The organism is Curtobacterium sp. JUb34 (assembly GCF_003755065.1).
In the GTDB taxonomy this organism is placed as follows: Bacteria; Actinomycetota; Actinomycetes; order Actinomycetales; family Microbacteriaceae; genus Curtobacterium.
Genome location: NZ_RJVH01000005.1, coordinates 14,208 through 31,177, shown reverse-complemented (window position 1 = coordinate 31,177; position 16,970 = coordinate 14,208). Strand labels below are relative to the sequence as shown.

The 16,970-nt window shown below is 70.2% G+C and carries 17 protein-coding genes; 7 read left to right on the top strand and 10 right to left on the bottom strand.

The annotated features are described in order from the left end of the window. The first annotated feature begins 22 nt into the window (after positions 1 to 22). Together EDF63_RS16695 and EDF63_RS16690 are read left to right on the top strand one after the other, a co-directional pair. Entirely contained in the window at positions 23 to 529 is a 507-nt protein-coding gene (locus EDF63_RS16695; RefSeq protein WP_123314130.1) for a MarR family winged helix-turn-helix transcriptional regulator, read from the top strand. Beyond that, positions 526 to 774: a hypothetical protein gene (locus EDF63_RS16690; protein ID WP_123314129.1), complete on the top strand. Its 249-nt coding sequence runs from the start codon at positions 526 to 528 to the stop codon at positions 772 to 774. Before EDF63_RS16695 ends, EDF63_RS16690 begins: the two co-directional genes overlap by 4 nt. A gap of 4 nt (positions 775 to 778) precedes the next feature. On the opposite strand, the gene EDF63_RS16685 is transcribed toward EDF63_RS16690, so the two are convergent. Further along, complete coding sequence (locus EDF63_RS16685; RefSeq protein ID WP_123291904.1) at positions 779 to 1,018, bottom strand: hypothetical protein; 240 nt, start codon at positions 1,016 to 1,018, stop codon at positions 779 to 781. A 62-nt stretch (positions 1,019 to 1,080) separates the two neighbouring features. On the opposite strand from EDF63_RS16685, the gene EDF63_RS16680 reads away from it, so the two are divergent. Next, complete coding sequence (locus EDF63_RS16680) at positions 1,081 to 2,037, top strand: phosphotransferase (protein ID WP_123314128.1); 957 nt, start codon at positions 1,081 to 1,083, stop codon at positions 2,035 to 2,037. Here EDF63_RS16680 and EDF63_RS16675 read toward each other — a convergent pair. Further along, a complete protein-coding gene (locus tag EDF63_RS16675) occupies positions 2,034 to 2,264 on the bottom strand; it encodes a hypothetical protein (protein WP_123314127.1) in 231 nt (76 codons plus the stop codon). The two genes, EDF63_RS16680 and EDF63_RS16675, sit on opposite strands and share 4 nt — an antisense overlap. Before the next feature lie 42 nt (positions 2,265 to 2,306). Here EDF63_RS16675 and EDF63_RS16670 point away from each other — a divergent pair, with 42 nt between their 5' ends. Both EDF63_RS16670 and EDF63_RS16665 read left to right on the top strand, forming a co-directional pair. After that, on the top strand, positions 2,307 to 2,753 hold the full coding sequence (locus EDF63_RS16670) for an NUDIX hydrolase (RefSeq protein WP_123314126.1): 447 nt from the start codon (positions 2,307 to 2,309) through the stop codon (positions 2,751 to 2,753). 148 nt (positions 2,754 to 2,901) lie between these two features. Then, positions 2,902 to 4,956: a transglycosylase domain-containing protein gene (locus EDF63_RS16665; protein ID WP_260233151.1), complete on the top strand. Its 2,055-nt coding sequence runs from the start codon at positions 2,902 to 2,904 to the stop codon at positions 4,954 to 4,956. A gap of 98 nt (positions 4,957 to 5,054) precedes the next feature. Here the strand turns inward: EDF63_RS16665 and EDF63_RS16660 are convergent, their stop codons facing one another. Genes EDF63_RS16660 through EDF63_RS16645 form a run of 4 tightly spaced genes read right to left on the bottom strand, consistent with a single transcriptional unit; the run spans position 5,055 to position 9,128 of the window. Beyond that, positions 5,055 to 6,065, bottom strand: a complete 1,011-nt coding sequence (locus EDF63_RS16660) for an ABC transporter substrate-binding protein (protein WP_123314124.1) — start codon at positions 6,063 to 6,065, stop codon at positions 5,055 to 5,057. Positions 6,066 to 6,076: 11 nt separating this feature from the next. Continuing rightward, on the bottom strand, positions 6,077 to 6,979 hold the full coding sequence (locus EDF63_RS16655) for an ABC transporter ATP-binding protein (protein ID WP_260233150.1): 903 nt from the start codon (positions 6,977 to 6,979) through the stop codon (positions 6,077 to 6,079). After that, positions 6,976 to 8,052, bottom strand: coding sequence for an iron chelate uptake ABC transporter family permease subunit (locus EDF63_RS16650; protein WP_260233149.1), 1,077 nt, complete (start codon positions 8,050 to 8,052; stop codon positions 6,976 to 6,978). Before EDF63_RS16650 ends, EDF63_RS16655 begins: the two co-directional genes overlap by 4 nt. Next, positions 8,049 to 9,128 carry an iron ABC transporter permease gene (locus tag EDF63_RS16645; RefSeq protein ID WP_260233148.1) on the bottom strand — a complete coding sequence of 360 codons (1,080 nt, stop codon included), beginning with the start codon at positions 9,126 to 9,128 and terminating at the stop codon, positions 8,049 to 8,051. The genes EDF63_RS16650 and EDF63_RS16645 overlap by 4 nt, the downstream gene beginning before the upstream one ends. Positions 9,129 to 9,156: 28 nt before the next feature. Between EDF63_RS16645 and EDF63_RS16640 the strand changes: the two genes are divergently transcribed. After that, the gene (locus EDF63_RS16640; protein ID WP_123314122.1) at positions 9,157 to 9,996 is read left to right on the top strand and encodes a siderophore-interacting protein; all 840 of its coding nucleotides are present in this window, start codon (positions 9,157 to 9,159) and stop codon (positions 9,994 to 9,996) included. Between the two features lie 200 nt (positions 9,997 to 10,196). Here the strand turns inward: EDF63_RS16640 and EDF63_RS16635 are convergent, their stop codons facing one another. The 3 genes from EDF63_RS16635 to EDF63_RS16625 all read right to left on the bottom strand — a co-directional run bounded on the left by EDF63_RS16635 (position 10,197) and on the right by EDF63_RS16625 (position 13,515). Beyond that, the gene (locus EDF63_RS16635; RefSeq protein WP_123314121.1) at positions 10,197 to 11,111 is read right to left on the bottom strand and encodes a carbohydrate ABC transporter permease; all 915 of its coding nucleotides are present in this window, start codon (positions 11,109 to 11,111) and stop codon (positions 10,197 to 10,199) included. 1 nt (position 11,112) lies between these two features. Next, positions 11,113 to 12,084: a carbohydrate ABC transporter permease gene (locus EDF63_RS16630; protein ID WP_123314120.1), complete on the bottom strand. Its 972-nt coding sequence runs from the start codon at positions 12,082 to 12,084 to the stop codon at positions 11,113 to 11,115. A 75-nt stretch (positions 12,085 to 12,159) separates the two neighbouring features. Then, positions 12,160 to 13,515: an extracellular solute-binding protein gene (locus EDF63_RS16625; RefSeq protein ID WP_123314119.1), complete on the bottom strand. Its 1,356-nt coding sequence runs from the start codon at positions 13,513 to 13,515 to the stop codon at positions 12,160 to 12,162. 284 nt (positions 13,516 to 13,799) lie between these two features. Here EDF63_RS16625 and EDF63_RS16620 point away from each other — a divergent pair, with 284 nt between their 5' ends. Continuing rightward, positions 13,800 to 15,305 (top strand): alpha-N-arabinofuranosidase, encoded by a 1,506-nt coding sequence (locus EDF63_RS16620; RefSeq protein WP_123314118.1) that lies wholly within the window; start codon positions 13,800 to 13,802, stop codon positions 15,303 to 15,305. A 506-nt stretch (positions 15,306 to 15,811) separates the two neighbouring features. On the opposite strand, the gene EDF63_RS16615 is transcribed toward EDF63_RS16620, so the two are convergent. After that, on the bottom strand, positions 15,812 to 16,843 hold the full coding sequence (locus tag EDF63_RS16615) for a LacI family DNA-binding transcriptional regulator (RefSeq protein WP_123314117.1): 1,032 nt from the start codon (positions 16,841 to 16,843) through the stop codon (positions 15,812 to 15,814). Positions 16,844 to 16,970 lie beyond the last annotated feature (127 nt).

Below are 16,970 nucleotides of genomic sequence, written 5' to 3'. Positions count from 1 at the left end.
AAGCAACCGTTAGGATCGATGCATGACGGACACTCCGACGGCACTGACCCCGACGCAGCTCGGCGCGTACTTCGCCTTCACCGAGGTGGGGGCGCTGCTCCGTCCGGCCGTCGAGAAGCAGCTCCGCGACGTCGGCGGGCTGAGTACCGTGCAGTTCCAGCTCCTGGCCCGGTTGGGGGATGCTCCGGAGGGGCACCTGCGCATGACGGACCTGGCTGACGGCGTCGTCTACAGCCGCAGCGGGCTCACCTACCAGGCACAACTGCTCGAACAGCGCGGCCTGGTCACCAGGTCGCCATCGCCCGACGACGAACGCAGCACCGTCGTCGCCATCACCGACGCGGGGCGCGCGGTCCTGGCCGACGTGTTCCCCGGCCACATCGCCACGGTGCACGGGCTCCTGTTCGCACCGATCTCCGACGACGACGCGAGCGACCTCGCCCGGATCCTCGGACGCATCAGCGAGCACCTCCGCGCGAACCCGCCACGGTCGGCATCACGGCGTGCCGCGAAGGCGGCGACCGCATGAGCCTCGAACGGCGCACCGCACGGTGGATCACCCTCGGCTCCGTCGTCGTGGGGCTGGCACTGACGGTCTACGCGACGTCGTACTGGCTGTTCCCGACGTCGTTCCAACTCCAGGAGCGGCTGCCCGACGGATCGATCAACCCGCGCACGTGGGCCGACCTGCTCGTCTCGTACGTCCTGGCGCTCGGGTGCTTCGTGGTCGCCGGATGGGTGGGCGTCCAGCGGCTCCGAGCCCGCCGCCGCTGAGCCGTCAACTGCGCGTGCGTGACCGTCGCCGCGACACGGTGTCAACGACGAGCGTGGCGACCCCGAGCGCGATGCCGATCAGACCGAGCAGGTAGCCGAACAGCATCAGGATGCCGCCGCCGATGTTCGCACCGCCCCCGGTGTCGTTCGCGAGCGACCACCCACCGATCCCGACCGACAGGAAGGCGCCCAACAGGAACACCGTGCACATCACGTGCAGGACCCTCGTGCTCTGGGAGGTCATGGCGACTCGCTTCCGTGCGTGTACCGGTACCGGATGGTAGCGCGACCTGCGAGGGTGGGCTGATGACACTCGAGCTGCTGTGGGAACGGGGCGACGAAGCCCGTGTCCTGCGCGACCGCTTCGGCTTCACGGACGCCGCTGCGGCGGACGACTGGGTCGTCCGGACACTCGAGCGGCGGTGGGGTGTGCGCGTCGATACCTGCGAACGCATCGTGATGAGCGACCACAACGCGCTCGCCTGGGTCTCGACCGCCGAGGGGCGGATGCTCCTGAAGTGGTCGATCGCGCCGGAGGGATTCGAGCGCCTGGCGTTCGCAGCGGACCTCACGGCGTGGCTCGGGGAGCGCGGCCTGCCCGTCTCGGCCCCGGTGCCGACGCTCGACGGACGACTGCAGGTCGAGCACGACGAGGTCTCGATGGGGCTCCAACGCGTCATCGACGGAACACCGCTGGACGTCCGCGACCCGGCACAGGTCCACGCCGCCGGGGCGACGCTCGCCCGCATCCACGACGCTCTGCGCAACAGCCCCGATCGGGCGCGTGCAGCCGGCGTGCGCCCGCCGCCGACCCCGCTCCTGCAGCAGATCGCAGGCTGGCTCGACGGTGCGACGACGCACGTGCCGGACCGTGCCCGGGTGGCGCTGCGACGGTTGCTGACGGCCGCGCCGTCCGACGACCTGCCGGTCCAGATCGTGCACGGGGACTACCGGGCGGCGAACGTCCTGTGCGCTGACTCGGGCGTCGTCGCCGTCATCGACTTCGAGGACCTGCGGCTCGACCACCGCATCGTCGAACTGGCGCGGTCGGCCGTCCTGCTCGGGACGCTCTTCCACGACTGGGGGCCGGTCCCCGAAGCTGTCCATCGGCAGCTGCTCGACGGCTACCGCTCGGTGCGTGCGCTCACTGCCGACGAGCTCGCGTGGTGGGACGTCCTGGTGCTCTGGAACACGATGCTGTTCATCCCTCCGGAAGACGACCCCACCGGGTGGGCTGCTGCTGCCGAGGCGCTCGCCGGTTAGCGGCCGAAGCGCTTCGCCGCCCGGGCGACGGTCACGAGCGCGGCGACCCCGAGTGCGATCCCGGCGATGCCGACGACCATGCCGCCCATGTACATGAACCCCGCGGCGAAGTTCACGCCGGTGCCGTCCGGGGTGAGGATCGTCCAGATGGAACCACCGGCGGTGAGCAGGAAGCCCAGACCGAGGAAGACGATCGCGAGGGTGACGATCGAGCGGATGTGGTGCATCGTCCGAACCTACCGAACCCGCACCGGTGGCAGAGTGGCGTGATGGGGAGCATCCGGAACATCGCGGTCGGGCTGCCGGTCAAGGACGGCCACGTGCTGCTGTCCGAGTCGTTCGACGGAGTGCGGGACCTCCGGTTCCACCGTGCAGTCGGCGGCGGCATCGAGTTTGGCGAGACCGCGGTCCAGGTGCTCCGCCGGGAGTTCCGCGAGGAGCTCGACGTCGCCCTTGACGAGGTCCGGCTGCTCGGTGTCCTCGAGAACCTGTTCGAGTACGAGGGGCAGCCCGGACACGAGTACGTCCACGTGTTCGCCGTCCGGTTGGCCGACCTGGACGCGGTGCCGCTCGACGCTGAACTCGTGGTGCTGGACGAGGGCAGCCCGGTGCGCTGGGCGCCCGTCGACACGGACGTCCCGGTGTTCCCGGACGGCGTGCTCGAACTGCTCGCAGGCACCGTCCCGGCGACGCAAGGTGACCACTCGACCCATTGACGTCACGATCCCGTCACGACGGGCGCTTTCCCAGCGGACACGGCGGTGTTCCGCGGCGAAGTCCCGGCGGCCGCCCGAGATCGGCTGGGACGCTCCCGAACGACCGCACCAGATCGGTGCGGTGATGCACCACGGGGGATCCAGAGCGATGACGATGAGACGTGCAGGGGGAGCCGCGCTCGGCTTCGTGGGCGGCAGTGTGCTCGCCGGGTTGATGGTCGGGGTCGGCGTGACGCCGATGATCGCGGTCGCCGGAGTGAGCACGACGTCGGCGATCGGGATGTTCGAGTCGCTGCCGGAGCACATCGAGATCGGGGACCTGCCGCAGCGCAACCAGGTCTGGGCGTACCGCGGTGGCGAACCGGTGCACCTGGCGAACGTGTGGGCGCAGGACCGGCAGGAGCTGTCGTTCGACCAGATCAGCGACCAGCTGAAGCACGCTGCGGTCGACGGCGAGGACAAGCGGTTCTACGAGACCGGTGGTGTGGACGCGACGTCGATGGTCCGCTCCCTGGTGAGCGTCGCCGCATCGCAGGGCGAGGGCGGTTCGGGTGGCTCGACGCTCACGATGCAGCTCGTCCGGAACATCAAGATCCAGCGGGCGAGCGAGCTGCCGACGCTCGAGGAGCAGAGGGCCGGCTACAAGGAGGCGACGAAGCGGTCGCCCCAGCGGAAGCTCGCCGAGATGAAGCTCGCGATCGGCCTTGCGAAGAAGTACACCAAGGAGCAGATCCTGACGGCGTACCTGAACATCGCGTACTTCGGCGACCAGACCTACGGCGTGCAGTCGGCCGCGCAGCACTACTACGGCAAGTCCGCCACCGACCTGACCCCGGCCGAGGCGGCGTCGCTCATCGCGATCGTGCAGTGGCCGGAGCGCCGCGACCTGTCCACGCCGGACCACTACCGCGACAACGCCGCGCGGCGGAACGTGATCCTCCGCTCGATGCACGAGCAGGGGCACCTGACGACCGACGAGTACCGCACGGCACGGTTGTCGCGGCTGGCTGACTCCGTCCGGATCACCGCGCCGCAGCAGGGGTGCGAGGCCGTCGAGACCGGGGCGGAGTTCTTCTGCGACTACGCCAAGCGCGTCGCCGCACGTCTGCCGCAGCTCGGCGCGACGAAGCAGCAGCGCGCCGATGCTTGGCGGACGGGTGGGTACCGCATCCAGACGACGCTCGACCTCGACCTGAACGCGAAGCAGAAGGAACTGCTCGACCGGTACGACCCGAAGACCGAGACTCGTCTCGCGCTGGGCGCGACGCTGAACACCGTCGAGGCGGGCACCGGCCGGGTGCTCACGATGGCGCAGAACACCGACTACGACCGGTCGGAGCAGGCGCCACCGACGGCGACGTCGCTGAACTACGCCGTCGACCAGGCCGACGGCGATTCGACGGGCTTCCAGACCGGCTCGACGTACAAGATGTTCACGCTGCTGGCGTGGCTCGAGGCCGGCCGCAGCCCGGACACGGTCGTGAACGGTACGCCGCACCCGCAGAGCACGTGGACGGCGTGCGGCGAGCAGACGACGGCCTTCTGGCAGCCGAAGAACGACTCGCCCGGCCAGAAGGGGCCGTACTCGGTCCGCTCGGCCACGGCCCAGTCCGTGAACGCCGCCTACCAGTCGATGGCGGCGCAGCTCGACCTGTGCGACATCCGCGACGTCGCGAAGCGCCTCGGTGTGCACCTGGCCGCCGGCGGCGAGCTGCCGTGGAATCCCGCGTCGCTGCTCGGCACCGAGAGCATCGCGCCGCTGACGATGGCGGCGGCGTACGCGGGCGTCGCGAACGGTGGTCGGTACTGCGCGCCGGTCGTCATCGACCAGGTCACCGCACCGGACGGTACGGAGCTCGGCGGGCAGCCGCGCACCTGCTCGCAGGCGGTCTCGCCGCAGACCGCGGCGACCGCGTTCGAGGTCATGCAGGGCGCGTTCCGGGGCGGCACGGCGAGCGGCGGCCAGACCCCGGACGGCACCACGCTGTTCGGCAAGACCGGTACGGCCGACGCCGCCGACCAGGTGTGGTTGGTCGGCGGGAGCTCGCGCGCGGTGACCGCGTACTGGCAGGGCAACACCGACGGCGGGAAGCACAACCTGCGGTACTACTCGAACGGTCAGGGCGGCACCTACGCGGGGTCCCGCGCAGCCGTCTGGCGCGATGCGCAGACCGCGGTGAACGCCGCCTTGCCGGTGGGCTGACGACAGCAGCGGGTCACGTGCCCGAGACGCACCACAGAACGGACGGGAGGCCCGTTGCCAGCTGGCAACGGGCCTCCCGTCTGATCGTTGGTTGCGTCCTAGGAGAGCTTCTTGCTGTCCTCGAGCCAGCCCGCGAGCTCCGTCATGTAGCCGGCCTGCGAGGCGTAGTCGAGCGCGGGGAAGGTGAAGCTGTGCACCTGGCCGGCCTCGAGTGCCGCGTTGTCGGCGAAGGTCGGCTGCTTCTCGAGGTCCGCGACCTGGTAGCCCTGCTGGGACAGCAGCAGGACGTCGGCCTTGATCTGGCCCGCGTTCTCCCACGAGTAGATGCCCCAGTAGAAGCCCTTCGGCTTCGGGTTCACGAAGTCGACACCGAACGACGAGTACATCTGCAGCAGCGGCTCGTCGGTCGGGCGGGTGACGTAGGCGCCGTCACCGTCGGCGTACATGGAGACGACCGACAGGTCCTGCTCCTTCGCGACCTTCTCGAGCTCGTCGCCGGCGGTGTCGAAGCGCTTCTCGGCGGCCTCGATCGTCGACTCCTTGGCACCGAGGGACTCGCTCAGGTCGGCGATCTTCTCGATGACGTCCTCGCCCTTGCCGCCCCACTTGACCTGGACGACCGGCGCGATGGCCTCGATCTGCTTCTCCTGCTCGTTGTCCTTGAAGCCGTAGCCGGGCTGCGTGTCGTCGAGCGTGCCCTTCTCGTCGGTCGGGTACACCGAGGTCACGACCAGGTCGGGCTTCAGCGCGGCGAGCTTCTCGAGGTCGATGTCGCCGTACCCGGTGCCGAGCTGCGTGATGCCCTCGGTGTCCAGGTCGTCGAAGCGGGCGTCCTTCGCCATGGTCAGCTGGCCGAAGGTGCCGACCGGCTTCAGGCCGTACTCGATGAACGAGATCGCGATGTCGTTCAGCACGACGACGCGCTTCGGCGTGTGGTCGACCTTGACGGTCGTGCCGGTGGCGTCCTCGTAGGACCAGGCCTTCGACGCCGAGGTGTCACCGTCGGAGTCGTTCGAGTCGGTGCTCGAGCAGCCGGCGAGGAGGAGGGCCGAGACGGCCACGGAGGTCAGGAGGGTGGCTCGGAGGGAGCCGCGTCGGGAGAGCTTCACGTTAGGAGAGGCTAACCTAAGTCTGTCGCGCCCGCCAGCACGGTGTCGCGTTCACGGTGCAGCGACGGGTCGTGCTCGTCGGCCTCGGGCACGATCATCGGGGCGCCGGTCACGGGGTCCGGGAACACGCGCGCGTGCAGCCCGAAGGCGCGCTCGAGCAACGCGGGGGTCAGCACCTCGTGCGGTGCGCCGTCGGCGGCGACGCCGCCGTCGTGCAGGACGACGAGCCGGTCGGAGAACCGGGCCGCGAGCGACAGGTCGTGCAGGACCATCACGATGGTGGAGCCCTGCTCGCGGTTGAGTCGGCGCACCAGGCGCAGGACCTCGAGCTGGTGTGCGAGGTCCAGGTAGGTCGTCGGCTCGTCGAGCAGCAGCGTGTCGGCCTGCTGCGCGACCACCAGGGCGATCCACGCACGCTGGCGCTGCCCGCCCGACAGGCTCGCGACATCGCGGTGCGCGACGTCGGTCAGCCCCGTCGCCGCGATGGCCTGCTCGGCCACGTCGGCGTCGTCCGCGGTCCACGGCTTCGCCCAGGACTGGTGCGGGTTGCGCCCGCGCATCACCAGGTCGAGCACGCTCGTGCCGGCGGGGGCGACGGGGGACTGCGGCAGGATCGCGAGCTTCCGGGCGACCTGGCGGTTCGGCTCCTTGCGGATCGGGGCGCCGTCGAGCAGGACCTCGCCGGACTGCGGCTTCAGCACCCGACCGAAGGCCTTGAGCAGGGTCGACTTGCCGCAGCCGTTCGCGCCGAGGAACGTCGTCACGGTGCCCCGCTCGACCCGCAGGTCCAGGTCGGTCAGCACCGGGTGCCGGTCGTAGCCGACGGACAGGCCGCGGGCCTCGAGGACCGGGGCGGACAGCGGGTTGGTGGACAGCGGGGCGGTGGACGGCGTCGTGCTGGACAGGGGAGTCATCGGGACATCTCCTTGCGGTGACGGATGAGGAGCCAGATCAGGTACGGGGCGCCGATCACGGTCGTGATGATGCCGACGGGCACCTGCCACGGGAACGCGGCGCGCGACAGCAGGTCAGCGGCGAGGACGAGTGCGGCGCCGAGCAGCCCGGCGAGCAGCAGGGGCGGGCGGTTCGTGCCGGCCAGCCGGAGCCCCACCTGCGGGACCACGAACGCCACGAAGCCGACCGGCCCCGCAGCGGCGACGGCAGCCGCGGTGAGCACGACGGCCAGCGCGATCACGAGCAGGCGGTGCCGCTGCACGGCGAGCCCCACCCCGGTGGCGACCTCGTCACCGAGCTGTCCGATGCCGAGCGCCGCGCTCGTCGCCAGGGCGATCGGCACCGCGACCGCGGCGACGATGAGCAGCGGCCAGACGCTCGACCACGAGGTGCTCGACAGGCTGCCGACGAGCCACTGCGACGCGGCGGCGGCGAGGGTGATCTTGGCGCGGACGAGCAGGTAGCTCGTCACCGCGTCGAGGGTCGCGCTGACGCCGATGCCGACCAGGATGAGCCGGTAGCTCTGCACCCCACCGCGCCAGCCGAGCCCGTACACGACGGCGGCGGCGATCAACGCACCGATCGTCGCGGCCACCGGGATCCCGCCGCTGAGCACGAGCGAGGACACCGAGTACGTGCCACCGCCGAGCACGATGGCCGCCACGGCGCCGACGCTCGCCCCCGACGTCACGCCGATGATGTCCGGGGTGCCCAGGGGGTTCCGGGTGAAGGTCTGGGTCAGCGCCCCTGCGATGCCGAGCGTGAGACCGACGAGTGCCCCGGTGAGGACGCGCGGCAGTCGGAGTGTGGTGATGATGAAGGCGTCCGGGCCGGTCTCGAGCCCGACCAGGGAGCGGACGACGATGCCCGGGGCGATCCAGGTGGAGCCGATCGCGACGCCGAGGACGACGAGCACCAGGACGGCGCCGAGTGACGCGACCGTGTACCAGAACACCCGGGGGCGCCAGGCGAGGCCGATCGGTCCGATGCGGACGCCGGCGCGGCCGGGCGCACGGACCGCTGCGCCCGTCACAGGGACACCAGCGATCGGCGACGGGCGACGGCGACGAACACCGGACCGCCGATGACGGCGAGGACGATGCCCACCTCGACCTCCGAGAACCCGCCGATGAGCCGCCCCACGACGTCGGCGAGCAGGACGAGCGCGGCGCCGACGAGTCCCGACACCGGCAGCGTCCACCGGTGCCCGGTCCCGACGAGTGCACGGGCGACGTGCGGCACGGTCAGGCCGACGAAGCCGATCGGGCCTGCGGCGGCGGTCGCGCCGGCAGCGAGCAGGGTGATGCCGCCGAGCCCGACGAGCCGCGCGACGAGCACGTTCTCGCCCAGGCCCTTCGCCAGGTCCGACCCGAGCCCGAGTGCGTCGAGGGCCCGGACGTTCACGACCGCGAGCACCAGCCCGGCGACCAGGAACGGCCACACCGCGCCGAGGACGTCGAGCTGCCGTGCGGCGAGGGAGCCGACGACCCACAGTCGGTACGCGTCGAGCGAGTCCTGGTCGGTCAGCACGACGAACGAGGTCAGCGCGCCCAGCAGGGCCGAGACCGCGGCGCCGGCGAGGGCGAGCGGGACCGGGCTGGCGGTACCGCTGCCCGCGACGGTCACGGAGAACACCACGACGCTCGCGACCAGCGCGCCGCCGAGGGCGAACCACACCGTCGCGCCGGTGCTGGTCACGCCGAACACGTAGACGCCGAGGACGACGGCCAGCCCGGCACCCGACGAGACCCCGAACAGTCCGGGGTCGGCGAGCGGGTTGCGGGTGTGCCCCTGCATCAGGAGCCCCGCGATCCCCAGGGCCGCACCGACTGCGGCACCGATGAGCGTGCGCGGGATCCGGGAGCCCCAGACGATCGCCTCGTCGGTGGTCGACCCGGTCCGCAACAGGCCGTCGAGCACCCGGTCGACGCCGATCCGGTTGCTGCCGAGGAGCATGCTCGCGACCGCCACCAGGACCAGCACGACGACCAGCGCGGCGATCACCAGGACGCGGCGGCGGACGGCGGTGCGGTGGGCGCCGAGGGCGGTGGTCGCATCGGGGACGCGGGCCTCCGGGACGGAAGCCAGAGTGGGAGAGGGGGCTGGCACGGAGAACATCTTAGGTTAGCCTTGCCTCATGGCGAAGACTCCGCGGCTCCTGCCCGAGAATCCCCGGCTCTTCCGCGCCCGGGTCCTGCGGACCGAGCGGACCACGCCGTCGATGCACCGCGTCACCGTCACCGGCGACGACCTGCACGAGTTCCCGTTCCTCGGCTTCGACCACTGGTTCCGCCTGTTCACCGGGCGTCCGGACCAGGACGCGTTCCGGATGCCGGACCTGGACGGCAAGAAGTGGTGGCCGACGTTCCTGGCCATCCCCGAGGACGTCCGCCCGCACTGCGCGAACTACACCGTCGCCGCGTTCCGCCCGATGCCCGACGGCACCGCCGAGATGGACATCGACTTCGTCGTGCACACCGACGCCGACGGCGAGCCCGAGGGCCGGGCCGCCATCTGGGCGTGTGCGGCCCGACCGGGTGACCAGCTGGCGATGCTCGACCAGGGCTGCATCTTCGACTGCCCGGACGACACCAGCGAGGTCGTCATCGCGGCCGAGGAGACCGGCCTGCCCGGCGTGCTCGGCATCGCCGCGTCGCTGCCCCGGGACACCGTCGGCCGCATCATCCAAGAGGTCCCCACTGCCGGGGACGTCCGCGAGATCGACGCACCCAGCGGGGTGACCGTCACGTGGATCGTCCGCGACGAGGTGGACCACCACGCCGTGCCGGGTCGCGCCGCGCTCGCCGAGCTGCAGCGGCACGTGCCCGTCGACGACCGGGGCTACGCCTTCGTGGTCGGCGAGTCGACCCTCGCGACCGAGGGGCGCCGGCACCTGCACCGTGCGGGTCTGCCGAAGTCACGCATCACGTTCTCGGGCTTCTGGAAGCACGAGGCCAAGGAGTCCGTCTCCGCCTGAGCGGCGCTCGTTCCTTCCCCTGGCGCCTGCGATGCCTGGTGCTCCCGGGCGTACCTTCCCGGAACTTCTCGCCAGGTACGCCCGTTTCCGCCAGGTACGCCCGTTCTCGGCAGGCGACCCACGCCCGAGACGCGACCGACCGACGGACGGGAGGCCCGGTGCCAGCTGGCACCGGGCCTCCCGTCCGTCGTGGGGTGGCGTCAGCCCTTGAGGCCGGAACCCGTCACGCCCTCCACGATCTGCCGCTGGAAGATCAGGTAGAGGATGATCAGCGGCAACGCCGCCAGGATCGCTCCGGCCTGGATGTCCGCGTAGCGCTGACCGAAGCTGCCCTGGACCGTGGCGAGTCCGACCGGGATCGTCATGAGGTCCGGGTTCGACAGCACGAACAGCGGCAGCAGCAGGTTGTTCCAGACACCGACGAACGTCAGGATCGTCACCGCGGCGATCACCGGACGCGACAGCGGCAGGATGACCGACCAGTAGATCTTCCAGATGTTGGCGCCGTCGATGCGTGCCGCTTCCTCCAGCTCCTTCGGGATCCCGTCGAAGAACTGCTTGAAGATGAACACCGCGATCACGGCCGGCACCTGCGGGAAGATGACCGACCAGTAGGTGTTCAGCAGGCCGACGGCGTTGAGCTCCTGGAAGATCGGGATGATCAGGACCTGCGTCGGGATCATGATCCCGAGGATGATGAGCAGGAACGCGATGTTCCGACCGCGGAACACCAGGCGGGACAACGCGAACGCCGCCATCGAGGCGAACATGACGGTCAGGACGGCCGTGACGACGCTCGTGATGGCGCTGGCGAGGTACCAGTTCCAGATGTCGCCGGCCTGGAACAGTGCCGCGTAGGAGTGCAGCGTCGGGTTCCAGTTCGACAGGATCGAGTTCGCGCCGAGGGCGGCGACGCCGTTGTCGGACAGCGACGTCTTCAGGGCGAACAGGCTGGGGATGAGCCAGATGATCGCGAAGACGATCAGGATGATGCCGGCGACCAGGTTGAAGCCCTTGCCGGAGACGCCGATCTTGGCGGCGTTCGCGGGCGCGGCGGCCGAGACGCCGGTGCGGAGCTTGGCGCGGCCGGTGGTGATGCTCTCGGTGGCGGTCATGTCAGGCCCCGATCTCTCGCTTGGCGGCAGCGCGCTCGACGAGCTGCCGGATGACCGCGATCGCGACGATCACGATGAACAGGAGCACCGACGCTGCCGAGGCGGCGCCGAGTCGGTTGTCGGTGAAGCCGACGCCCGTGATGAGCTGCAGCGAGACCTGGGTGGAGATGCCCGGTCCGCCGTTCGTCATCAGGTACACCTGGTCGAAGATCTTCAGGCTCGCGATGATCTGCAGCAGGATGACCAGCGTCGTGGTGCGGCCGAGCAGCGGCAGCGTGATCGACTTGATCTGCTGCCAGTTCGACGCACCGTCGACGGCGGCCGCTTCGTACAGTTCGCGCGGGATCTCCTGCAGGCCGGCCAGGTAGAGCACGAAGTTGAAGCCGAGGGTCCACCACACGGTGGCGATCGCGACACCGATCATCGCCGTGTTCGGGCTGGACAGCATGCCGGAGCCCGGGGTGAGGCCGATGGCCGACTGCATGCTGGCCCACAGGCCGGTCGCCGGCGTGAAGATGAACACCCAGATCAGCGAGATGGTCGCTGACGGCAGGATGAACGGCAGGAAGAACGCCAGTCGGAAGAACCACTGGCCGCGGTTCATCCGGTTCGTCAGGACGGCGAAGACGAACGCCAGGATGACGAGCGGCGGCGTCGTGTAGAGCGTGAACTGCAGGGTGTGCCAGAGCGACGACCAGAAGTCGGAGCGTCCGAGCATCTCCGCGTAGTTCGCGAACCCGGCGAAGCTGCCGAGGCCGGTGCGCACGGTCGAGGTGTTGAAGAAGCTCGAGACGATCATCCAGACCGTCGGGCCGAGCAGGAAGGCCACGTAGAACAGGCCGAACGGGGCGAGGAAGAGCCAACCGCTGCGGCCCTGGCCACGGGTGAGGCTCGTGCCGTAGGTGCGGCTCCGGCGCGGACGCGGCGCGGTGGTCGCGTCGGTCGCCCGGTCGAGGACAGGTGCTGTGGTCACGTCATCGTGCCTTTCGCGCGGTGTTCACGGCGTTCACGTGCCGGGCAGGTGCATGCCCGGTGGTCGCGGGCCCGGTCACAGTGGGCTCGGGGTGTTCAGGTAGGTCGCGAGCTGCGACTTGATGGCACGGAGTGCCTGCGCGGGCGACGAGCTGCCCTGCTGCACGAGTGCCAGCTGGGCGCCGACGGTGCCCTCGAAGGTCGAGCCGGAGCCGCCGTACCAGGCGGGGTCGTCGAACACGGCGGTCTCGGCTGCGGCGGCGTAGTTCGACTGGGGCTTGAGCTCCTTGTAGGCGCTGCTGTCGAACGTCGGGATGTAGGCGGGCACGTGCCCGCCCTCGGCCCAGGTCAGGCTCTGCTCGAGCATCTGCTTGATGAAGAGCATGTGCTGCTTGCGCTGCTCCGGGGTGCGGTCCTTCTTCGGCAGCACGAACGTGTGCGAGTCCGCCTGCGTCGCGGGCTTGTCGTACAGCTGCGGGATCGGGGCCATGCCGAACTTCAGTCCCTTGATGGACTGCGCGGTGCTGATCTCCCACTCGCCCTGCATGAAGAAGCCGGCCTTGCCGTCGAACATCAGGGACTGCGCCGTGGCGTAGTCGAGCGCCTTGTTCATCCAGCCCTGCTTGACCCACTTCTGGGTGCGGCTGGTGACCTCGTTGTAGGCGTCCTCGTTGACCGTGAGCTTCGCGCCGCCGTCGCTGATGAAGGGGGTCGCGTCGTTGATCTGGTTGTACATCGTCCAGAAGAAGCGCCACGGGGTGGCGGTCTCCGGCACGACGTTGGCGACGTTGAGAGCCGTGCCGCCGGTGACCTTCGCGACCGCGGCGAGGGCGCTCTCGAACGTGTCCATGCCGGACAGGTCCTTGAGGTTGCCGTCGGCGTCGAGCAGGCCCGCCTTCTTGCACACGTCGACGTTGTAGAAGAGCACGAAGGGGTGCGTGTCGAGCGGGATGGCGATGTTGTTGCCGTCGGTCTTCTGTGCCGTCCACGCCTTCTGGTTGAAGTCGGCGGCGCTGAGGCCGACGCTCGCCAGGTCCTCGGACGTGATCGGGTCGAGCAGGTCGCCGTCCCACAGCGGCTTCGCCCGGGTCAGGTGGGCGACCGCGACGTCCGGCGGCTTGTTCCCGACGGTGGCCAGTGTCAGCTTCGAGTAGTACGGGTTGCCCCACGCGAACGTGGTGGCCTGCAGCGAGCTCGATCCGCCGTGCTGCTTCGCGTAGCCGTCCTCCATCGCCTGCATGCGGAGGCCGTCACCACCGCCGAAGAGGTTCCAGAAGACGAGCGTCTCGGGGTTGAGTGCACTGCCGGCCAGGCCGGCTGCGATCGGGCTCGAGCACGCGGCGAGCGGCAGGACCGTCGCGGCCGCCGCTCCTGCGGCGAGGAAGCCGCGGCGCGAGAGGCGCGACGCGGGTGTTGCTGGGCGGTTCGGCATGGCATCACTCCATCGGGATGGGCCGGGCTCGGGAACAGGGTCGGTGCTCCCGCCGGAGCATCGCTGTTCCGGACACGGAGCAGTGGGTCGCTGTTCCGTGAGCGCTCACATTAGCCCTCGCGTTCGCTGTCCGCCACCCCTTTCGCGTCGGCGTGGAACCCGGTAGCGTTTCGGTCAGGTGAGCGCTCACTTTCGTGACGGTCCGCTTCGCTTCCCGAGCGCCGGACCGTGCCCGCCCACCGCATGACCCGCAGTACCCGCTCTCGCACGATCGAAGGAGATCCATGCCCCGCACCCACCTCGTCCTCGACGCCGCGTTCACCGTGGGGCCGGTGCGACGTCGCCTGTTCGGCGGGTTCGTCGAGCACCTCGGCCGCCACGTCTACGACGGCATCCACGAGCCCGCGCACGAGACCGCCGACGAGCACGGCTTCCGCAAGGACGTCGTCGAGCTCGTCAAGGAACTCGGCGTCTCCGCCATCCGCTACCCCGGCGGCAACTTCGTCTCCGGCTACAAGTGGGAGGACGGCGTCGGCCCCGTCGAGCAGCGCCCGAAGCGCCTCGACCTGGCCTGGCACTCGACCGAGACGAACGAGGTCGGCCTGCACGAGTTCCAGCACTGGCTCGACCAGGTCGGCTCCGAGCTCATGCTCGCTGTCAACCTCGGCACGCGCGGCACCGCCGAGGCGATCGAACTCCTCGAGTACGCGAACATCAACGCCGGCACCGCACTGTCCGAGTACCGCAAGTCGAACGGCCGCCAGGAACCCTTCGCCATCAAGATGTGGTGCCTCGGCAACGAGATGGACGGCCCGTGGCAGCTCGGCCACAAGAACGCCGAGGACTACGGCAAGCTCGCCGCCATGACCGCGAAGGCGATGCGGCAGATCCAGCCCGACCTCGAGCTGGTCGCCTGCGGTTCCTCCGGAGCGTCGATGCCGACGTTCGGCGAGTGGGAGCGCACCGTCCTCGAGCACACCTACGACGACGTGGACTACATCTCGGCGCACGCCTACTACGAAGAGGGCGACGATCTGCCGTCGTTCCTCGCCGCGGGCGTGAACATGGACCACTTCATCAAGACGGTCACCACCGCCGCCGACCACGTGCAGGCGCAGAAGAAGTCCGACAAGCGCATCGACATCTCGTTCGACGAGTGGAACGTCTGGTCGATCACGAAGTGGAACGAGCAGCAGAAGACCTTCGGGCCGCAGGACTGGCCGGTCGCCCCGCGCCTGCTCGAGGACGTCTACACCGTCGCCGACGCCGTCGTCGTGGGTGGGCTGCTCATCTCGCTGCTCCGGCACGCGGACCGCGTCGCCTCGGCCTCGCTCGCGCAGCTCGTCAACGTGATCGGCCCGATCATGACCGAGCCCGGCGGCCCGGCCTGGCGCCAGACGACGTTCTTCCCGTTCTCGCTGACGTCGCGCCTGGCGAACGGCACGTCGCTGCAGGTCAAGGCCTCGGGCGACACCGTCGACGGCGGCAAGTACGGCGAGGTGCCGGTCGTGGACTCGGCCGCCACCGTGACCGAGGACGGCAAGGCAGCGGTCTTCCTGATCAACCGCCACCCGTCCGAGTCGACCACCGTCACGATCGACCTCGCGGGCCTGGCGGCCTCGGGTGACGTCCGTGCCGAGGGCATCTGGGACGACGACATCCACGCCGTGAACGACCTGTCGTCCACCGAGCGCGTCGGGCTCCGCACGAACGAGACGGTCAGCCGCGACGGCGACACCATCACGATCGAGCTGCCGCCCGTGTCCTGGACCGCCGTGTCGATCGGCTGAGACGCCTCGGCGTGCGCTGCGGCGGGCGTCGAGTGAGCACAGAGGACGTCGGGCGCTCGCGCCCGACGTCCTCTGCTCGTTCCCGCGCGGGGCGGGGCGGGGCGGGGCGGTCGCGTGTCGCGTGTCGGTCCGGTCCGGTCCGGTCCGGTCCGCGAAAGCGACAGTCTCCCGGCATGCTGCGGCGTCCAGCCCGCGAAAGCGACAGTTCTCCGCGAATGGTTGGCGGCACAGTGTCGCTTTCGCGGGTGCGCCCCGAGCTGCGGACGGGAGGCCCGTGGCGGGCCCGCACCGTGCCTCCCGTCCGCCTGTTGGTCGCGAAGGCGACAGATGTGCGGCATGCTGCGCCGTCCTGTCCGCGAGAGCGACAGTTCTCCGCGGAAGGTTGGCGGCACAAAGTCGCTTTCGCGAACCAGGGCCGCGAACCAGGGCCGCGGCGGCCGCGGCCAGCGGCCAGCGGCCAGCGGCCAGCGGCCAGCGGCCAGCGGCCGGCCCGCGGGCGGGCCGCGTCAGCGCGCGGGCGGGGGCGCGGTGCTCGACCGCTCCACCAGGCGCACGGGCACCAGGTCGGGGGTGGAGGGCACGGACTCGCCGTCGATCTGGGCGAGCAGGTTCGCGACCGCTCGGCGACCGACCTCGTCGAACGACTGGTGCACGGTGGTGAGCGGCGGCCAGAAGGAGTCGGACTCGGGGGAGTCGTCGAACCCCACCACGCTGAGCGACGACGGCACGGACCGCCCGGACTCGTGTGCGGCGCGGAGCACCCCGAGGGCGGTCTGGTCGTTCGCGGCGAACACCGCGGTGATGTCCGGGCGTGCAGCGATCTCGAGCCCTGCCGAGTAGCCGTGCTCGGTCGTCCAGCCGCCGTGGAAGACCGGCGGGACGACCCGTCCGGCGCGCGACAGGGTGTCCTGCCACGCGGCCAACCGGCGTGCGGCGGAGTACGACGAGGTCGGTCCGGCGACGTGCCAGACGGTCTTGTGGCCCAGGTCGAGCAGGTGCTGCGTTGCCTGGCGGGCACCATCGGTCTGGTCGGTGTCGATCGCCGGGTGCTCCGTGCTGCCGGTGGAGTCGACGATGACCATCGGCACCCCGTCGGGCAGGACGACCTCGGCCGTGTCGATGATGTGCGACTCGATGATGATCACGACGCCGTCGACGGCCTGCTCGTGCAGGCGGGAGAACGCGGAGCGGACGCCTTCCTCGGTGCGCGAGGCCATCGGCAGCAGCGTGATCGTGAAGTCGGCGGCACCGGCGGCGTCGGCGATCGCCTCGAGCGTGCGCATGTTGCCGAAGGACGCGAGGGTGAACATGATCACGCCGATGGTGCGGAAGCGCCCTGATCGCAGGGCACGGGCTGCGCGGTTCGGGCGGTAGCCGAGGGCGTCCATCGCGCGCTGGACCCGGTCGCGGGTGTCCGGGCTGACGTTGTCGAACCCTCGGGCGACACGCGAGACCGTCTGCATGGAGACCCCGGCTGCGTCGGCGACGGCGGCCATCGAGGGCGAGCGGCGGGTGCCGGCGGGGGACTCGGTCGTCATCGGCTCGCTCCTTCCGTTGCGGGTTCGCGCAGTCTGCCTCCCCGGACGGTAGTGCATGTTGACGTTGCCATGCTATCGTCCTGACGTTCGATGTTGACGTCAACATCGGTGTTCACCCCGGACCTCT